Annotated in this window: 16 protein-coding genes and 1 pseudogene; 7 read left to right on the top strand and 10 right to left on the bottom strand. The window is 41.3% G+C overall.

Annotated elements, in window-relative coordinates; translation table 11 throughout:
* From F824_RS0112180 to F824_RS0112170, 3 genes are all read right to left on the bottom strand, one after another.
* Positions 1–597 (bottom strand): hypothetical protein, encoded by a 597-nt coding sequence (locus F824_RS0112180; RefSeq protein WP_019598177.1) that lies wholly within the window; start codon positions 595–597, stop codon positions 1–3.
* A gap of 285 nt (positions 598–882) precedes the next feature.
* A complete protein-coding gene (locus F824_RS0112175; RefSeq protein ID WP_139189800.1) occupies positions 883–1,317 on the bottom strand; it encodes a hypothetical protein in 435 nt (144 codons plus the stop codon).
* A gap of 134 nt (positions 1,318–1,451) precedes the next feature.
* Complete coding sequence (locus F824_RS0112170) at positions 1,452–1,676, bottom strand: DUF6140 family protein (protein ID WP_019598174.1); 225 nt, start codon at positions 1,674–1,676, stop codon at positions 1,452–1,454.
* 409 nt (positions 1,677–2,085) lie between these two features.
* On the opposite strand from F824_RS0112170, the gene F824_RS0112160 reads away from it, so the two are divergent.
* Positions 2,086–2,613, top strand: a complete 528-nt coding sequence (locus F824_RS0112160) for an REP-associated tyrosine transposase (protein WP_019598172.1) — start codon at positions 2,086–2,088, stop codon at positions 2,611–2,613.
* A 458-nt stretch (positions 2,614–3,071) separates the two neighbouring features.
* On the opposite strand, the gene F824_RS0112150 is transcribed toward F824_RS0112160, so the two are convergent.
* The 5 genes from F824_RS0112150 to F824_RS0112130 form a co-directional block, all read right to left on the bottom strand.
* Positions 3,072–6,080, bottom strand: a complete 3,009-nt coding sequence (locus F824_RS0112150) for a histidine kinase (RefSeq protein WP_019598170.1) — start codon at positions 6,078–6,080, stop codon at positions 3,072–3,074.
* Positions 6,070–6,810 (bottom strand): LytR/AlgR family response regulator transcription factor, encoded by a 741-nt coding sequence (locus F824_RS0112145; RefSeq protein WP_019598169.1) that lies wholly within the window; start codon positions 6,808–6,810, stop codon positions 6,070–6,072. The genes F824_RS0112150 and F824_RS0112145 overlap by 11 nt, the downstream gene beginning before the upstream one ends.
* Positions 6,811–7,506: 696 nt before the next feature.
* On the bottom strand, positions 7,507–8,166 hold the full coding sequence (locus tag F824_RS0112140; protein WP_236613256.1) for a hypothetical protein: 660 nt from the start codon (positions 8,164–8,166) through the stop codon (positions 7,507–7,509).
* Positions 8,167–9,059: 893 nt separating this feature from the next.
* Positions 9,060–9,431: a PKD domain-containing protein gene (locus tag F824_RS0112135; protein ID WP_019598167.1), complete on the bottom strand. Its 372-nt coding sequence runs from the start codon at positions 9,429–9,431 to the stop codon at positions 9,060–9,062.
* Positions 9,432–9,824: 393 nt separating this feature from the next.
* Positions 9,825–10,124 (bottom strand): hypothetical protein, encoded by a 300-nt coding sequence (locus tag F824_RS0112130; RefSeq protein ID WP_019598166.1) that lies wholly within the window; start codon positions 10,122–10,124, stop codon positions 9,825–9,827.
* 190 nt (positions 10,125–10,314) lie between these two features.
* On the opposite strand from F824_RS0112130, the gene F824_RS0112125 reads away from it, so the two are divergent.
* The 5 genes and pseudogenes from F824_RS0112125 (at position 10,315) to F824_RS28240 (ending at position 14,831) form a co-directional block, all read left to right on the top strand.
* Complete coding sequence (locus F824_RS0112125) at positions 10,315–11,994, top strand: sodium-dependent transporter (protein WP_019598165.1); 1,680 nt, start codon at positions 10,315–10,317, stop codon at positions 11,992–11,994.
* The gene (locus F824_RS27505; protein WP_154654332.1) at positions 11,991–12,149 is read left to right on the top strand and encodes a hypothetical protein; all 159 of its coding nucleotides are present in this window, start codon (positions 11,991–11,993) and stop codon (positions 12,147–12,149) included. Before F824_RS0112125 ends, F824_RS27505 begins: the two co-directional genes overlap by 4 nt.
* A gap of 191 nt (positions 12,150–12,340) precedes the next feature.
* A pseudogene (tnpA, locus tag F824_RS28245) lies at positions 12,341–12,816 on the top strand (IS200/IS605 family transposase).
* Between the two features lie 425 nt (positions 12,817–13,241).
* Positions 13,242–14,348 (top strand): mechanosensitive ion channel family protein, encoded by a 1,107-nt coding sequence (locus F824_RS0112105; protein ID WP_019598162.1) that lies wholly within the window; start codon positions 13,242–13,244, stop codon positions 14,346–14,348.
* Between the two features lie 144 nt (positions 14,349–14,492).
* The gene (locus tag F824_RS28240; RefSeq protein WP_437438307.1) at positions 14,493–14,831 is read left to right on the top strand and encodes a YwbE family protein; all 339 of its coding nucleotides are present in this window, start codon (positions 14,493–14,495) and stop codon (positions 14,829–14,831) included.
* Between the two features lie 107 nt (positions 14,832–14,938).
* Here F824_RS28240 and F824_RS0112095 read toward each other — a convergent pair whose 3' ends face one another.
* Positions 14,939–15,349 (bottom strand): response regulator, encoded by a 411-nt coding sequence (locus F824_RS0112095; protein WP_019598159.1) that lies wholly within the window; start codon positions 15,347–15,349, stop codon positions 14,939–14,941.
* Positions 15,349–18,051, bottom strand: coding sequence for a ligand-binding sensor domain-containing protein (locus F824_RS0112090; RefSeq protein ID WP_019598158.1), 2,703 nt, complete (start codon positions 18,049–18,051; stop codon positions 15,349–15,351). The genes F824_RS0112095 and F824_RS0112090 overlap by 1 nt, the downstream gene beginning before the upstream one ends.
* 456 nt (positions 18,052–18,507) lie before the next feature.
* Between F824_RS0112090 and F824_RS0112085 the strand changes: the two genes are divergently transcribed.
* Positions 18,508–19,503 carry an LLM class flavin-dependent oxidoreductase gene (locus F824_RS0112085; protein ID WP_033405334.1) on the top strand — a complete coding sequence of 332 codons (996 nt, stop codon included), beginning with the start codon at positions 18,508–18,510 and terminating at the stop codon, positions 19,501–19,503.
* Positions 19,504–19,705: the final 202 nt, after the last annotated feature.

Below are 19,705 nucleotides of genomic sequence, written 5' to 3'. Positions count from 1 at the left end.
TCAAATCAATGTTTCAAATACTGTATTAATTTCTGGCGAATAAAGAATTTCTGGCTGTACATAAGGAAAAATCCATAAAACAATGATTGCAAATAAATAACTTATTGAAAACATAATTAAATTAAATAAATTTATATAGCCAATAAATATTACAAATTCTCCAGGGTCACCTCCGGAGAACCCTACAATAGCTCCCACAACAATACCAAAAATAAGAAGATACCCGGCCCACCAGACATATTTATCTAGATAAGATCTAAATTTTATTATCCAATAATCATGAAGAGGATCATTCTCTATAAATGAATTATCATCTAATATCTTTACAGCAACCAGAAATTGCTTAAATTCTTCTAACGCATTATTGGTCAAATACGATTTTCTCTCTAGGACTCTATTTAAGGTGGGTACTGAACAATTGAAAATCCTGGCAATTTGTTCAATATCAGTATCATTCTCAATTAAAAGCTCTTGGATAACTTCTTGCCCAGTCATAACCTCAATTCTACCTTTTATCAAGTCGCTTCTCTCCACATCCTTATTCGAACATGCGTTAAACAAAAACAGAATAATAGCTATTCCAAAATATTTTTTCATGTTAATTTTAATGTTTTTAGTTATTATAATTTATCCAAAAATTGGCACAAATTAAGGTTGATTCCATAAATTGGGAGACTGCAAAAGCTAATATTTTATTAGCACTAGAAGTTACTGCTACAGATGCAAGCTATGAAAGTGATTGTATTTCTCAATTTGATCTACTTGAATATGATTGTATATATTTGGTTTAGCCCAAATAACATATTCTGTTTCTCTCATGCTGAAAGATCCACATTACTTTTTATAACATCTTTAATGATTTAACTGTTTTTTCAAATCAATTTAAAATCCTTTTCCCATCACTCTCTCCATCCCCCTATCCGCCTTCTCCAACACTTTCTTCACCAATTCCAGATCAATCCCATAATCCGACACCACAGAAGGCTGGCGTATCCAATCCTCCATCCTTTTCTTTCCTTTGGAAATATTGATGCTGCGCAAAGTAACTCCCACGTTTTCGGGGCAGTTGACGACTTTGGCGATTTGATCGTTGGTCAGGCGGTCGCGGTATTTCATGAAGATTTCCTCGGAGGAGCGGATATGTTCGTAATCGTAGGGATCGCCGCCAAAGAGGACTTTTCCGGTATATGAATCCTGAAAAATTGCTCTTCCTCCGCCCCTATTGGTTGCTTCCTGGTGCATTTTGGACTTGACCTTGGCGAATTCCCTATCGATTTCTGTTCTCCAATATGGCCGATTCGGATCTGGATGACTCATTTGATTTTCTGATTTTGTGATGTGACCCAACCCAGGATTAAATTCCTAAAGTTTTAATTTTGACAAATAACATTCTATTATTCTCTCCCTCCAATTCATTGTCACCAGCTGTCATTGTTTGATTTGTCCGGGTTCTATTTTATCTCCACCACTTCCAAAATCGCGCTGTTTACCGCATTGGCCTTCCTCAGATCTACGGCCCAGATGCGCTGGAAAGCATCGACGATGGCTTCACCGTTTTTGTAGTGAAGGGGGTAATGTGCTGCGCTGATCATGACGACTTGAACGCTCATACCTTTTTCGAGGCGGATGCCGTTGCGGAACATCGGGTTTTTGACGGTGATTTTGAATAGAGCCATGCGTTGGGTGTCTTGCTTGGTTTTAAATGTATAGGTTTGGATCTTGGCTTTTTCATCAAATGTATAAGTGTGCCTGTTTTACCTATAAGTGTGTATCAACATCCTTAAAAGTGTAATTTCTGAGGGTTGAAGGTTTGCTGGTCGAAATTTGCAATTTCAGAGAAACCTGCTATTCGACATTTGCAATGTCAAATCCAGATAAATGGGATTTGCAATCCCAAGTGCAAGACCATGACCAGGATTGCAAATCCCTAGGTATCTGCAGTTCGAGATTATAAATCCCGAACAGCTCAGAATTACAAATCCTGAAACATCTGCTGTTCGAGATCTTAATTCTCAGACAACGGTTTGCATAGTTTCGGAGAAAAATGTAAATTCCTTGGTCATAAAATTTCAACCCACTTTTTTTATGGGACATTCCTATACCGTCAAAGATCAGACTGCCATTCATTTTGTAACCTTTACTGTCCACCAATGGGTGGATGTTTTTACGCGGCAACAGTATGTGGATATCCTGCTGGATAGCATCCGACATTGTCAGGAGCACAAAGGTTTACAAGTATATGCATGGGTGGTGATGAGCAACCACTGCCATTTGATCATCAGCAGCATCAAAGTTCCCTTATCGGACATCATCCGTGACCTAAAAAAATTCACAGCCAAAAAAATCATGGTGGCCATCCAGGAAAACGAAAAGGAAAGCAGAAAAAGTTGGTTGTTGTGGCTGCTGACTAAGGAAGGGCAATTCTGGTTTTGGGAATCTGGTTACCACGGCGTGGAAATCAACACCAAAAAATTCCTTGACTCTAAGATCCAATATATCCATTCCAATCCCGTAAGGGCGGGAATCGTGGAAAAGGAGGAAGAATACCTAAACGGAAGTTGCGGTGAATTTTATGGAATCAGAAGGAGTTCGCTAGTACTCGCGGAGGTTTAAATGTGCTATTCGACATTTACAATGTCGAATTAAGATATAAGGGATTTGCAATCCCCTTTGCCGAAAACGAGACCAGGATTGCAAATCCTGAACTATCTGCAGTTCGAGTTTATAAATCTCAAACAGCACCATCCGCTATTCGACATTTGCAATGTCGAATTAAGATATAAGGGATTTGCAATCCCATTTGTCGAAAACGAGACCAGGATTGCAAATCCTGAACTATCTGCAGTTCGAGATTATAAATCTCTAACAGCGGCTCAAACAGCTTCCGCACAGCGACAAAAAAATGGTGAGTCCATCCCAGTACCCTACTGCATGGACCCACCTTGTTTATAAAAAGTTGGAAAAAGTTTTACGCTCATTTGCAAAACAAATATGGGGCATTGCCCGCTTCCAAATGGAAGAAATAAATAACTGTAGCTTTTTTGGCAATAACTGCTGCGATCGGGAGGCTATCAGTGAATGGGAATGGTGATTTCCACAGTGGTTCCGTTTGGAGAATACTGTATCGATAAGGGTTCGGCTACAACACCTTCCAGTAAACGGAGTCTTTCCAAGACCAGTTTTACTCCCTTTGATTCGTGGATTTTGAATTTTTCCCGGGCCTGCAGTCCCATGCCATTGTCCCGGATGGTACAAAAAAGCTGATTTTCGGACATAAGCCCGAAGTTTATCCGGATACTGGGGTTTTGGTGGCTTTCGGTGAAGGCATGCACGAAAGCATTCTCCACAAAGGGTTGGAGCAGCATGGGCGGAACATTGATCTTATTGGGGTCGAGCTCGGGATCCAGCTCGATCTGGAGCTTCACCCTGTTTTCCGTTCTGGAATTTTCGATGGTGAAATAGGCTTTCAAATAGCTGGTTTCCTCCTCCAATGTGATCAGCAGTTTGGAGCTGTTGTCCAAGGTACTGCGTACCAAACGGGAAAATTTATTGACATAGTCCAATGCCTTTTCCGTTTCGTTTTTCAGGATAAAATACTGGATGGAACTGATGGCGTTGAAAATAAAATGGGGATTCATCTGACTCAGAAGGGCTTCAAGTTTTGTTTCGACAAGCCTTTTTGAGCTGCTGGCAATGTTCCTTTCCTGTGTCCTCATGTTTCTCATCCGGCGGTTATAGACTTTCATCCCAATCAAAATCAATAGGACAAGGCTGGGAAGAAGAAACCACACCTCAAAATAAAAGGGTTGTTTTACTCTGATCGTCAGCAGCGTGAAAATATTGCTGACGCCGGTATGACTGTCCTGAACTTCCACTTCGACGGGATACACTCCGGGGGGAAGATAGGGAAGGGACAGCTTGTTTTCCTTGCTGAATGGACTCCAGGCAGCATCGGATTTGAGCCGGTAGCGGTAACTCAGCTTTCCCGGGAATTGGTGCCCGCTGGGTTGGAAGCTTATGTAAACCGTATTGCGGTCGTGAGGGACCACAATTTCTTTTTGTTGTAGGACAAACCACGAAAAGGATTCTGCAGGTACTGGATCATAGTTGATGGACAATTCATCCACCAGCAGTTTAAGAGGAGGGGATACCGGAAGCAACAGTCCGGGTAAATGTACTTTGTAATATCCTTCGCTTGTTCCCAGCCAGAGCACCTCCCCGATCACCTTGGCGGTTTGAAAGAGCTTGGAGGTAAATCCCTGTTCCTCGTCGAAGAACCTGGTTTTCCCATCCCGATAGACGGTCAAGCCCTTCTCCGTGCCGATCAAAATATTTCCCTGATAGGATTCCAGAAACTGGATGGAATTTCCCTCAATGTCGTTTTTACCGATGGTTTCTTTGATGGTGAATCCATTTTTATCATCCGCAACAAATACATCCCCGAATTCTGAGGCGATGACAAGGCTGTTGTCTTCCATCAGATGAAGGACCTTGAGTTTTTCTTCGGACCACTTTTTCGCCCTCAGGTAACTTGTAAACGTCCCTTTTTCCCAGGTATAAAGCCCATGGAAAACTGAGGAAAAGTAGGTTTTATCTCCGCTATGGACGATTTGGGACAATTGATGGGGGATATGGGGGAGTGTATCGGAAAAATATTGGTATTCCATTTTGGCCGGACTTTCGTAAATCCTGAGTCCTCGATAGGGATTGGATTCGATGAATCTGCCATCCGGCGTAAAGCCCATCACAAAGGTATGCACGGGAATATAAGTCAAAAACTTCCCTGCTGCATTCAGCTCAAAAATACCGATGTTGCTGCTGACATAGAGCGAAGAATCCGTATGGATCAGTCCATAAAATTCCACATCAGCGGCATCTAGGTTGAAGTTCATCTCAAAAAAACCGTCTACATTTTTCGGGAGATTTTTGTGATTTTTCTGCAGATAATCCAGTTCAATCCGTTTGAATGCCTTTAAATCCACCTGATGGGTGGCTTGGTCCTCTTTGTCCAAGAGGGTAAGGCCAAGCGTATGCAGGACGGCAGTCTTACCGGAAATCGCTGCAAATCCCAAGACGGATTTTTCATCGAATTGCACATAAGCAATGGAGGGATTAAGGCTGATGGCAAAAAGTCCTTTGTCATTTGATCCCGCATAGAGCATATTGGTTTGGGGATTATATGCTGTAGCCAAAATCACTTTAGAGCTCACGCCAAAGGTTTTGCCCATATCCACCATCTTGTTTCCCGTGATTTTAAACAAGCCTCCATCTTTGTTGAAAATTCCCCAAGCGCCAGCGTACAGATTATCTTGATTATCCCTGGCATAATCCCAAACCACGGATACGCCAAATCCGTCCTCCATTGGTTTACTGGAAGTGAGATCGGCAGGAGCAAAACGCTGGATGGCGCCGATATTGCTCAATAAGAGGCTGTCACTGTCCCAGCCCAAGGCGTATATCTTATCGTGGTCCCTGACTTTTTTGATGGTGAATTCGGCTTTTCCGGATGGCGATATGCTATAAATACCATAGCCAAAGGTGGTGTAATGCAACAGGTTGTTGTGGACAAAAAACCCGGAAGTATAGGACCTTCTTCCGGAGAAAACGCTTTTCTCCAAGCTGATGATTTCGAGTGAATGCACATCGATGGCCGCGATTCCGTCTTCAGTCCCCACCCAAATTCTGTCTTCAAAATAGAAGAGTTTTCTGATCTTGTCATTGATCAATCCGGATTTGCTGGTGAAAGTATGGAAAAAACGACCATCATACATGGAAACGCCACCTCCATAGCTCCCAAACCACATCCGCCCCATAGGGTCTTCGGCAATCACCCAGCAGCTGTTGAAAGCCATTCCATCGGAGGTATCAAAATTTTGGAAAGTATTGTTTTCCATTTTGGAAATCCCGTTTTCGGTCCCGATCCAGAGCAATCCCCTGGAATCGATAAAAAGGGAACGGATGGCATTGTTTGGCAATCCATCCAGGGTGGTGTAATTTCTGTTGGGAAACTGTTGGGCTTGGTTTTGCACAACAACACAAAAGACCAATACGAGGCAGGCAATAAAAAATCTAGTATGCAAAATACTTTTTCAAATCTTTCATCTTTCGACTGGAACCGGAAAGCTGTATTCCACCCTTTAATAGAACAAAATCTTCTTTTTTGTCAATCCGCAGGATCTGCTTCACATTGACCAGCAGTTTATGATGCATGCGGATAAATTGTCCGATTGGAAGTTTTTCCTGAATCACCTTCAGGTTTTTGCTGACCAGGATTTGAGAGCCGTCCGCTTTGTGGATAGTGGTATAACTCATGCTGGCTTCGCAATAGAGGATTTCATCAAAATGAACAAATTCGATCCCGGATAAGGTATTATAGGCCTGGATTCCCAGGTTTTCCATGTTCTCGGACATTCGGTCCAACTTCACAATCAGGGAGCCCTGATCCTGTTTTTCAAAAAAGCGGTTCATCAGGTTTTGAAGCTCACTGATATCGATCGGTTTGAGCAGATACCCGAAAACCTTACCTGCCGAATTCCAAGCCTGGAGGGCATATTCTTTATGGGCAGTGGTGAAAATGATATCAAAATCAATTTTTTTCACTTCCTCAAAAATGGCAAAACCATTTTTTTTTGGCATTTGCACGTCGAGAAACAGGATGTCCGGGCGCTCCATTTGGATGGACTTTACGCCTTCATCGATGCTGCTGCACTTGGCCAAAACCTTGAACTGGCGTGGGAAATATCGGTCCAAAAACAATTCCAGAGTCTCTTGGGCCTTTTTCTCATCGTCTATAATAATTACCTTGATCATGGTTTAACCTTTAAAAGAATTTTTCTGCCCCCATTAAAAACGATGTTAAAGTATGCACTTTATTATCCATAATCAAATCGATCTTGGCAAGCATCCCTAAGAAACATATCCATCCGACTCAATCCATATTGTTTGCCCCGCCCGCGATGCAAAAGATTATAGGTGGAAAAATTAGGCATCTGAGTGTGTTTTAGGCAATACCAGGCTTGGGTTCCGTGGATATAGTCGCAAGGCGGTCTTTAAGAGTGGTCTGCTCGACTGCTTTTCTTTATTCCTCAGAGATTTTCCCTTCGGGTAAATTGCTGCCTTTTGAACAGCATTTATGGAATTCAGCAATACAATAGTGTTTAGACCAATGCGCATCACTTTAACCCGTCTTCTCCATTCCCTACTCAAGACCAAAATCACCAAATAATCAGCCTTTGCATTCTGCTTTTCACAGCACCATATCGGACCTATATGCTATATAAATAGCCTGATTTTTTTGCTGTTTCAAACGGCTAGGGAGTATAATGACTATTTTGAGTTTAAAAACATGGGAGGGAGCAAAAAAAATCCCTTTTTTTGAAAAAAGGGATTCATTGTAGTAAGTACAATCCTGTTGTCTGAAAAATGTTGTTTTTTTGTCTTCTGCGGCTTCTCAAAAAAATCCGACTACAAGAAAAAGTGCTTGTAGTCGGAGATCATTTTTTTGATTTAATTGGCTGGACTAAAGGGCAAGGAGGACTTGTGAACAATAATTCTAAGTTTACCTTCATTGTCTTTTTTAAAGACCCAAGTTTTATCTACCATTATTTCATTTCCATTTTTGTCAGTCACCCATACATTCCCCATGGTAATGGCTACAGAACCATAAATTTGGATGCCTTCGTTGTTTTCTCCAGCATTGTCATATCGTGCCTTTACCCAAGGGGCCATTGCAAATCCTTTATCGTTTGGATATTCGAGATCACCTCCAATGAAGTAGGCCAAAGCACCTTTTTTATCGTTTCTGAAGGTTTGGTCCCCAAAGGCCAAAGTTGGCTTAAAAAAGACCTTGCCATTATCATAATTGTAAGCATCTGTAAGTACCTGTTCTGCAAAAGATCTATAATCGCCACCTTCTTCTTTTAGTTTTCCGATTTTAACCAACGCATCGCACCAAGCTTTTTGTGCAGCATTCACTTCATCGTAGGTGATGATGTCTTGGGCTCCCTCCTCAACATAGACTAAGCCAAGTTCGTCAATGACTTCTTGCACTTTTTCATTGGTTTGTGACACCATTTTCTGAGCCTCTTCTTTGGCTTTGTCTGTTACCTGTGTACAGGAACTTGCCAGCAATCCGGTAATAACGGTTGCAAATACTAAATTTTTCATATTCATATTGTACTTCATTTTAATGTGCCTACTTCTTAATACGGTGTTCAGCTTGTCCTTTTTTTATTACTTTAACAATAGATTTATAATGCCCAATCACTTTAAAATCAGTTATAAATAATCATAAATAGTAAATATAGATTTTATATTTTTTTACGAAAATAAGTGAATGACTAAATTTTATTTGGTAAAATGTAAATACAATATATTTTTATTTTAGTTCCCATATATACATAAATTGTATTTTTAATGAAAATTGATTTATCCCATCATTTCGTAATTTTAATAAAAGATATTTTATTTCAATTCATTACGTGAATTGAAAAACTTTGGTTTCTTTTTTTAGCAAAATAATTTAAATAATTTAAATATATATAATCATTATAAATATTTTTAATGATTATAAAATAACAAAAAAATAATAACTAAGTTTTAAATAAAATTTTTTATCAGTCATAAATTAATGTCCAGATTTCCAAGATTATATTCCAAAATGGCAATGATATTAAAGATTGTTTCTTCATGAAAAATATTTATAAAATTAAAAAATAAATGATGTTCGGTAAATTATGGGAATCACCAAGGCGCTGCGGAATTGATTAAAGCGAAGTGTTGAAGGCTATGTGATCATGTTTACACTTTATTGCTGTCAGTTTCTTTTGTGGTATCATCGCGGAAGTCGGAGAGGGAGAAAATAAACGCAAGAAAATGTTCCTTGTTTCTGGAGGAAATGGCCAGGGGATAGCTTCCGTACCGGTTTGAGAATTGAGCTACCAATAAATGACCAGTTTCAAAAAATGTCCTTCCCTGAAGAAAAGCCTACGCAATCGGCATCTCTTTCTGAGGGAATTTTTGTCAATAAATGGTCTAGAAACGGAAGAATTGGATCAGATTCAAATTGTGTTGGCCACGGGTAATAATCGGGCCGGGCAATTGGTTTTGCCTGGATCTTGGTTACTTTTCACTGTCAATTTCACGGAAAATGTTTTTGTTCCCGAACCTACAGCCGAAGCAAAAACATGACTGGGATCCCTTTCTGTTGATTTTGGGCTATTGTCACCAAAATCCAATTCAAATGTCAAATCGATTCCCGTGGATGTATTAGTGAATTTAATGGGGCTGTCCGCACAATTGATATCGGGTGAAAATGTAAACTCTGCTTTGGGATCATCCTCCAAAAGGAGGGTTGCAAAAGGACTTTTAAGCCTTTCTACAATAAATCTTCCTGCTATCGAATCCAAAGAAATCAGCAATAGAACGGACAAAACAATAATTTATGCTATTAATTTTTTAAAAACACGCATTGACGGTATAAAAATTTTGAATATAAATATGGGGCAACATATAAATATTTTGAACTAATATTATATCAAGGTGAAATAATTAGTTTGAAATTATTTTGGAATTTTCTTCTCATTAAACAAATGCAAATTTGACAGAACCAAATTGGATTTTCGACAATGAATCCCTATAAATTCACGAGTAGCAAATGCTGTCTTTTTGGCCCATTGTAGACCCTCAAAAAATAATTCTCCCAATCCATATTGAACACTCAAAAAAGGGTTTACATTTGGCAGCTTATTGCCTCAAATGGACATCTACGCTTGCTTCCTTTCAGTTCCGACACCGTGAAAAAAGCCTTCCTATTTATCTCCCTCCTATGGTTGATTGGTGTTTTTTTGGTCCCCATACCGGATGTCAGCAATTGCCAAGTTCAGTCTAGCCCGACAGCTTCTGAACTGTCTGCTGTGGAATGGGCTGACCAGCATTCTCCATTGGTTTTTCAGGGTCATAGCCAGTTTAATTTTGCCGGAAAACAACAATTCCACCCTACTGCATTTGAGCTCTTTGGTCCAAAGCCCAATCATTTGATTCAGTTCTCCTCCGCTTCTACCCTCGTGGTCGATTGGGAAAATTTCTCCACGGATCAGAGGTTGAATACCCTCTTCCCCTTCCATTTTTTCTTCTGAACCCCTTGAATTGAATCCTGTTCAGGTTTTCAATCCGCATTTCTCCCTCAGCATCTCGCCCAAAATCCCCGATATTATTCCAATGCAATTGGATGAAGGTTTCTTTGGTACATGCATTTCAAAAAATCCTACTTCGCTTGCTATAAAAACACGGTACCTAATCAAGCACTGAAACTCAATGAAGGACAATACAATAGTCAAAGAAGCCTGGGGTTCCAGGTTGGGGTTGATCCTGGCAATGGCAGGAAATGCAGTCGGGCTGGGGAATTTTCTCCGCTTCCCTGTTCAAGCCGTCCAAAATGGCGGCGGAGCCTTTATCATTCCCTACCTGATCTGTTTTTTGGTCATGGGCATTCCACTGCTCCTGATCGAATGGTCCACGGGCAGGTACGGCGGAAAATCCAATAACCACAGTACACCCTACATCATGGACAGCATGGGGAAAGGTAAAATCTGGAAGTATGTGGGTGTTTTCGGGATATTTACCAATGTGGCCGTGGTGGCGTACTACACCTATATCGAATCCTGGACCCTGTCCTATGTGCTGCATTCGATCTTGGGCACTTTCGAGGGAATGTCCCAATCTGAAGTGGCTCGGTTTTTTGAGGATTACATCGATATCGGCAAATCCACCCTTGGCATTCCCTACGAGGCAGTGGTCTTTTATGTATTGGTCCTGGCCCTGAATGTATTTATCCTTTCCAAAGGCTTGGGTGGGATAGAAAAGGTGGCGAAAATCGGCATGCCCCTGTTGATCCTATTTGGGGTGCTCTTGTCCATCAAGGGATTGAGCCTGGGAGAATCCGGTCAATCCGAGCAATTTCCGGATGCCAGTGCCTGGGACGGACTGAATTTCCTTTGGACTCCCCAGTTCGATTCCCTCACCAATCCCAAGGTCTGGTTGGCCGCTGCGGGACAGATTTTCTTTACCCTATCCGTGGGAATGGGCACGATCCAATGCTACGCCGCCTATATCAAACCCAAGGAAGATATCGCACTGAATGCCGTTTCGGCGGGTTTTATGAATGAATTTGTGGAAGTCGTATTGGGAAGCTCCATAGTAATCCCGATCGCGGCGGGCTATTTGGGACTGGATTGGGTGATGGAAAATGCAGGTTTCGGGATGGCCTTCCAGACCATGCCATTTCTCTTCCAGCAATGGGGCGAGATCGCAGCGGCCTTTGCGGGGGTATTTTGGTTTGGCTTGTTGTTTTTTGCGGGTATCACCTCCTCACTCGCGATGGGCACGCCTTGGATGGGATTTATGAAAGACGAATTTGGTTGGAACAAGAACCAGGGCGCTTGGTCCTTTGGCGCCTTGGCTTTGGTTATGGGACTTCCGACGGTGTTGTTTTACCAATATGGTGTTTTTGATGAATACGATTACTGGGCAGGAACGGTGAGTTTGGTCGTTTTTGCACTTCTGGAATCGATCCTGTTTTCCTGGGTTTTTGGGATCAACAAAGGTTGGCGGGAAATCAATGAAGGCTCGGATATCTACATTCCGAATTTCTACAAATTCATCATCAAATATGTCACGCCCTTGTTGCTCCTGCTGGTTTTTGTGAGCGCTTTGATCACACCGGAAAACAATGACTGGGCGCTGAGCCTTCAGGGACTGGGCGAAGGTCAGGCATGGCAGTTGGACAACAGTTCGATCATCCGCCAAATCTCCCATTTTGGGTTGAAGGAACAGCTGGCGCTCGACTTACCCGGCTCCTTGAAACTCGAAATCGAGAATAAGATCTTCTATTCCAATCTGGCAAGAACACTGTTGGTGGGGCTGTTTTTGTTTATTTCATTACTTGTATACCTGTCACAAAAGAAACGTCAAAAAGAAGGGAGAACCACATCATGATGAACACACAAGCATTGGTATTGATGATCCTGACCCAAGGTCTGGTCATCTGCACCACGGGATTCTTGCTTTATAAGGTGGTCTTTGGTATTAATGGAAAAGCACATTTGGAAAAGAAGGCAAGATTGGAGGAGGAAAAGGAGGAGATGGAGTAGCTTTTTCGGTTGATAAATTTATTGTATTGAAGAAGCCTGCCCCTGATTTGGGGGCGGGCTTTTTTGTTTGAATAGGATGGATCTGGGATGATTTTTCCACCGCTTATTTTATTTTTTAATTGATAGATGTGGGTTGAAATGCAGAGTCTATTGAGTTGAGTAGTACCGATAACTGAGAAAATTGATGCATCATGGCCAATACCTACACTCAAATTCATGTTCAGATGATTTTTGCAGTACAAAATAGAGACGGGGTCATAAGAAAATCATGGAAGGAAAAATTGTATAAATATATGATAGGAAGTATCCGAAATCATGATCATAAAGTATTGGCAATAAACGGAATACCTGATCATGTCCATATATGAATTGGCATGAGACCTACCCAATCAGTTTCCGATTTGATGCAGGACATAAAAGGAGACAGTTCAAATGGATTAGCCAAAAAGGTTTTGTCACGGGGAAGTTTTCGTGGCAAGCAGGTTACGGAGCATTTTCATACAGCAAGTCGCATGTGGATCGGGTAATTGATTACATCAAAAATCAGGAAAAACATCATGGAAAAAAGAGTTTCATGGATGAGTATCGCGATTTTTTAGAAAAGTTTGAAGTGAATTTTGACGAGCGATACATTTTTAAAGAAATTGCGTATGAGAAGGAAGAGTGATTTTGATGCAAAAAAATCCTAATCCTCTCTGCCGTTAGCCATTCAATTTCGGTAGAAACCACAAATGAAGGAAAGATCCCAGCCCATATGGCACAGGGTTTGGAAATGAAGCCAGAAGCCGGATTTATTGCCCGGCAGACCCTTTTGGTTCTTATTTAAATTGAAATATTGGTTCCAATTGATGTGACTCAAAATGGCAAATAAGCCCAACAATCCTTTGCAAAAAATTAAGAGCGAAAGTTTTAAAAAAATTGGTCTTTGCTTTAGGGTCAAGATTACTTACCGATAACCAGATGATTCCAGATGAAAAATTTTTAGATTGGCATAGCCAATTGGCTAGGGATCCAAGCCAAAAAACTGGCAGAATATCAGAAAATAGTTAACAAATTTAACTAAGATTACATCCGACAAATTGGACAAGAAGTATGGAAAGTTCAGAACATATAGAAGACAAAGAAATAGAAGACATAAAAAAGGATGAGAAGGTACAAAGAGCCCTGATCGAAAACTCAATTGTTGTCCAAAAAGACAGCGTTGATGCTTTAGAGAAAGAAGCTCCATTGGTGGGAATCACCGCCATCATCTTTTTAGTCTGTGGTGCGCTTTATTATCTTTTGGGCTGGAAAAGTTTGCCCATTTCCAGCATGTATATTCCGCTGGCACAAAAAATTGTCCTTGCCATCATGTTGATCTCTTTGGTGTTGATGGCAACAAGGCTTTTGAAAAAAGTATTTGACCGCAAAATTGAAAATAAAACCACTGTATTTAATTTCAACCGGATTGCAGACTTGTTTGCCGGTCTGCTGATCCTCGTGATTGTCCTCTCGCTGCTCTTTGCGAACTGGTATGCCGCCATGGTTTCATTTGGGATTGTCTCCCTAATCCTTGGCTTTGCCTTACAAAACCTGATTACCAGTTTTTTTGGATGGATTTACATTCTTACCCGTAAGCCTTACGAAGTCGGTGACCGCATACGGATTGGCAGTGTCTTCGGCGACATCATCAATGTTGGCTACCTTGATACCACCCTTTGGGAATTTAACGGCGATTATTTATCAGGCGACCATCCCAGCGGACGCATCATAAGATTTGCCAACTCAAAAGTATTCAGTGAATATGTATACAATTACTCATGGCCTTTATTTCCTTTCATTTGGAATGAACTTAGTTTTTTTATATCCTATGAAAGTGATTTTAAATTTACCACCGATACCGTGAAAAGTGTTGTCGAAAAAGAAATCGGTGAAGCCATGGTAAGACGGGTAAAGCGTTTTAAGAAAATATTGGCCGACACCCCGGTGGATGAACTGGACGTAAATGAATATCCTTCTGTTATTTTATCAGCAAATCCCAACACATGGATACAAGTGACTGTGCGCTACTTGGTGGAACCAAAAAATTCAGGCAGGGTCAAGAATAAACTATTTGAAGCGGTGATGGCCGAACTGAAGAAAAATCCGAAAAGGGTGTTCTTCCCAAATTCAAAAATCAAAGGCGATGAACCTACGGATATACCACAAAAAATGGGGTAAAACTTGGCTGGTACTTCGCTAATTGTCAATGTAATCCGAGTGATGAAAAAAAAAAGGAAGGTCCGGGACCCATTATTTTTCATAGAAATAAAATTCTGTTTTAAGATTTATGGACACTCAAATTCCTCCTTCAATCAACTGGTATTGGAAGTAGCTGAAGCCAAAACAAAGGGAGGAATTCCGGAGGCTTGTCATGAATTTAAATACAGCCAGAAGCTGATGGCAGTGCAATGGGCTCCTTTTTCCCTCATTTTCCGGGCATTCCCTTATATTTGCAACATGGACGGAAAAAACAGAAAAGACATCAACATTGGACAGGAAGTGGAAATTGTAAAAAAAGAACATCAGCGAACGGGGGAACTTACACAGGGTCAGATAAAGCGGATCCTCACCAAGGTAAGTTTCCATCCACATGGCATTAAAGTCCAACTGGAAAGTGGGGAAGTTGGCCGGGTGAAAAACATTTTAGAAGAACCTTCCTAAGAACAAAAAAGGGGATTGGGATTTTTCGGGATTTCAGAGCCTCTTTGGCTCCTTTTGATATCAAAAAAATATAGGAGAGGACAAAAAACAGGCGGAACAACAAAAATTTAAGAGGTCGTCCCAAACCAATCTGAATATCTTTCCTGAAGAAGGATCGCTTGGTCTTCGCTGATCGGTTTTTCCCAAAAATCAATTACAATAGGATAATTTTTACACTTTTCCCTGTCGATCCTGCTCAGAGAAGAAGTCACCATCACGACTTTGATATCTGCCTTCTTAATTTTCAAATTCAATTCATTTAAAAATTCCCAGCCATTCATTTTAGGCATATTGATGTCCAGAAAAATCAGAAGCTTTAAATCGGTCCGGTCATTTAAAAGAATGGCGTCCAATGCTTTTTTTGCATCGGTGTAGCTTTCAGGATGGTCTGTCAGTTTGGTTTCCTGTATGATGATCTCATGGAGGAACACCACTCCCGGATCATCGTCTATGATGTACACTATCGGTTTTGTCGGCATCAGTCCTCTCCCAGATTTTCTGATTTCCTATGCGTTTCCCTCACAATGGCATCAAGCTGCTGCAGTGCCGTGAGCATTTCCTTCTCCAGTTCCTCCCGGCTTTTTCCAATTTGGGCATACTTGGGATAATTGATCAACAGCTGATTGATACCCATCGCTTTGGTGAGAGGAGCCCTGACCAAGTGCGATTGATTCCAAGTAATTTCTTTGAGTGTGGTGTTTTGAGTTTCTATTTCCCGGACAGCTTGTTTCAGCTGATGATTCGTATCCCTGAGCTCCAATGTCCTTTGATTTACCTGTGTTTCTAAATCAATCTTCATTTTTATATTTAAGTAATATTTAACTATAAAGTAGGTCAATAAACAGAGAAATACAAGAGAAAGAATTTTAAAACTTTTAGTTTCAAAAAAGAAGGCTTCTACTTCAATCGGTATGGATTGGATAGATTCAATTTTTCCATATTTCAGAACTTGGATTTCGAGAAGATAGTTGCCTGGTTTAAGCCCGTTAAAGAAGAATTGCCTTTGGTTCTTTACAGGTAACCAAGCATTGTTTTCCCCACCTATTCGGTAGAAGAGCGTATACTGGTGTGGATTTTGGAAATCAATGCAGTTGAAGGAAACCTGAAACATATTTTCCCCTGCAGGTATCAATATTTTCTTGTCTATAGGGATTTTTTTTTCTCCATATACCAATTCATCCCATTGAAAGTTTATGGGTTGCTTTTCCAATATAATCTCCGAAGGATCAATGATCCCAACACCTTCAACGGTCGGAATCCAGATTTTTCCGGTAGCGTCTTTAAGGGCTGAAGGGGAAATTAATCCGTTGGTCTCGGCATTCGGCATTCCTTGGCTTTGATCGTACAAGATGGATGATATGAAAAAATCTTCGTCCTGACTTTCTTTGAATCTTTTGAGTTCTTGAGGAGAGATATACTGGACACCAAAGTTATTGCTAATCCACATTCCGTTCCTTTCATCTCTGGTCATGCTGAAAACACTTTGTGATTTCAAACCCTGTGATTTTTTAATCCTTTTAAATTCTCCTTTCGAGTAAAGGACAATTCCCCCATGGCTACCGAACCAAAGGTCCCCATCTTGATCTTCAACCATGCAATAAATGACGTTTTCTCCCGGAGCCAATGGAAGTATCAGGTTTTCTGCAAATTTCCCATCCACCAACCGGAAAACACCCTGTCCAATGGAGCCGATCAAAATATCCTTGTTTTTCAATTCCATAATTCCGATGAAATTGGTATTGGAAAACTTCGCAGGGAGTTCAACTTTTTGAAGCTGCTGCTTTTGATCCAAATAATGCAGCCCACCATATCGGGTAAGTATCCATACCCGAGCCTCAGAATCCCCTAAGATCGCATTGACATAATTGCTTGCCAATCCATCATCCTGCGTGATTTGATTGATCACCTTTTCTGAAACAACATCAATTACCGATATACCTGAAGTTGACCCTACATACAATTGGTTTTTGTTCGCTCCTATGGTGTTGACACCGTTTTGTATCAATCCATCTGAGGTGGATATGGAGGTGATTTTTCTGTTTTTTATTCGGTAAACCCCTTCTGATTTGGTGCCTACCCAAATGCTTTGTTCATCAGAAGAGAAAATTGCCTTGATGTTTTTTTGCTGAAGTTCCGGATGGTTAGGCTGTTTTACTTTGGCAGGCTTGATTACAACCAAGCCTTTTCCATGCGTCCCTAGATAAAGGATATCCTTTTCGTGAATCAGTTTTCGGACTGGGTAATTATTGATTTCTGGATAATAAAAGCGGTTGACTTTACCGTTTTCTATCATGATAAGTCCTTTTTCAGTAGAGCTTGCCCAAATCCGATTGGAAGAATCAGTGGTCAGACTGCTTAAATTCAAGTCTCTGAGCTCGGTGATCGCATTTTCGAGCTGAAGATTGAAATCCTTCCCCAACCGATAAATCCCATTTTCAGGGTTCGCGATAAAAACATTTTCAGGCGTTCCGAATATCCTGTTTCCGATAAAATCCTCCGATGAGATCAATCGAACGGTTTCGGTCACGTAATTGATGATATATAATCCTTTGGTCGTGCCCGCAATCATCTGGGAATTCCCCAAATGAAAAAGGCTTAACATTTCTAAGGGACCCTCTGGTTTCCAATAATCCAATTCTTCAAAAACCCCATCCTTCCACAAGTGAATTTGCCCCTCCCTGTTGCTGATCCAAATATTCCCCCTTTCATCTTCCGAAATGCCTCTGATCCAGGAATTTTCGGTAATGTGGGCACAATCCACCACCTTCTGGATGTTCTTTTCCAAAAGAGCAATGCTCCGGTCTCCCGAGGCCCAGATTCCACTTTTGGTTTTGAAGAAGGTGTAATAGGTCTGTTCAAGCATTTGAGGATTATTTTCCTGGTCAAACACCTTTGCAGAAGAACCGTCCAATCTTGTCAAACCTTCTTCTGTGGCCAGCCACAAAAAACCGGTATTGTCTTTCCCCATGGCATAGACTGCATTCTGCGGAAGACCGTTGGAGTTATCCCAGGTTTCCACTACATAATTTTTTTCTTGCAAAAAGGTTTCCAGGAGACTGCTGTCCATGGGATATAATCCCTGAATATCGTTGGCCAATAAGGTGGCTACAGGAAAAAAAACCAGCAACCACAACAGGCTAACATTGAATCTGGTCAAAACCTGTGTATTACGGGTGTTCAATTTAGGCGTAGCTTTAGAAATGAAGATGGGTGATCTTTCACAAGCCTATTGAGTTTTCCCTGATTCAATTTTCGAAAACTAAAATAGGCTTGATTCAATCTGAAAAGTAATGATTTTTCAGATGTTTTTTTAGGGGAATGAAAATAAAGATTTCGGAAAAAATTTTCAGAATATTATATTGAATTTGAATTCCCTCCACTGATTATCCTTGGCAAAATGTCGCCATAGCCAAAAATGAAGGAAATCAAAACTTCTTACCCTAGCAATGGAAAAAATTCCAGAGGGCGCATGGAATGAACAGATAAAATAGCCGGTATACCGCAAATCGATTTGTGATCCCTAAATCCTATCCGATTCTCCAGCAGCATATTGGCGGTAGCTTTTTTGGCTTAGGAACGATTCCAAAAATTTGGCTGTTTTTCCAACAAGCCCATCAAAAAAACAAAAGTTTTGACAATAAATATCCCCTATTCTGTATTGGAATTGGCCATCCTCCGAGAAAGTGAAGATGCCAAAGATGCTTACGACCGAAGTCTTGACCTTGCCCGACATGCCGAAAAATGGGGATATACCCGATTTTGGCTGGCCGAACACCACAATATGGCAAGCGTGGGAAGTTCCTCCCCTGCCCTCTTGATCGGTTACCTCGCCAATGGAACCTCCAAAATCCGATTGGGATCGGGAGGCATCATGCTGCCCAACCACAGTCCACTGATGGTGGCTGAGCAATTTGGCACCTTGGAGACACTTTTCCCGGGACGAATCGACCTGGGTTTGGGACGCGCTCCGGGGACCGATCAGACCACTGCCCGAGCACTGAGAAGAGGCCGAGTGGAAACCGTGCAGGACTTCCCCCAGGATCTGGACCAACTCCAATTGTATTTTTCAGACGACAATATGGATTCCAAAGTTCGCGCTTTTCCTGCTGAGGGCTTGGACGTCCCGATTTATCTGCTGGGATCAAGCATGAGCAGCGCAATCTTGGCTGCTGAAAAGGGATTGCCTTACGCTTTTGCCAGTCATTTTGCACCGACCTATTTCTTGCAAGCCATCAGACATTACAAGGCTAATTTTAAGCCTTCCAAATATCTGGCAAAACCTTACGTGATTTCCTGTATCAATGTCATCGCCGGCGATACCGATGAGAAAGCCAACAGCATGGCCACCTCCTTTTACCAGATGGCTTTGGGCATCATCCGCGGAAAATCCTACCCGCTCAAAAAACCTGTAAAAAGCATGGACAACATTTGGAGCCGTGACGAAGCTGCCGCAATCCAAAATATGATGGCCTGTACCTTTGTGGGAAGCAAAGCGACCGTCAAAACAGACCTCGAAAGATTCATCAAGCAAACCGAAGTCGATGAAATCATGGTCAGCACCAATATTTATGACAGCGCCGATCGATTGAGATCCTACGAATTGGTTGGGGAAATCATGCAGGAAGGAAAATAATTCCTTTTGCTTAAAAGAAGAGGCAATCTATAACCGCAAAACCCGCCAAATCGAATCAATGGTTTTATTCAAAACCACATCCATGGAAACCGTAGAAGCTATTTGAAAATGCACTTTCCTGAAAATTAAAAAATAAGGAGTGTGTTTCAATTTTTTCGCGGGATCATGACTCAGGGCAAGCATATTTTGAATAACTTGAGGA

It is taken from the genome of Rhodonellum psychrophilum GCM71 = DSM 17998, from assembly GCF_000381545.1.
Classification (GTDB): Bacteria; Bacteroidota; Bacteroidia; order Cytophagales; family Cyclobacteriaceae; genus Rhodonellum; species Rhodonellum psychrophilum.
The sequence above is the reverse complement of the archived record's forward strand: the minus strand, read 5'-3'. Positions and strand labels throughout refer to the sequence as shown.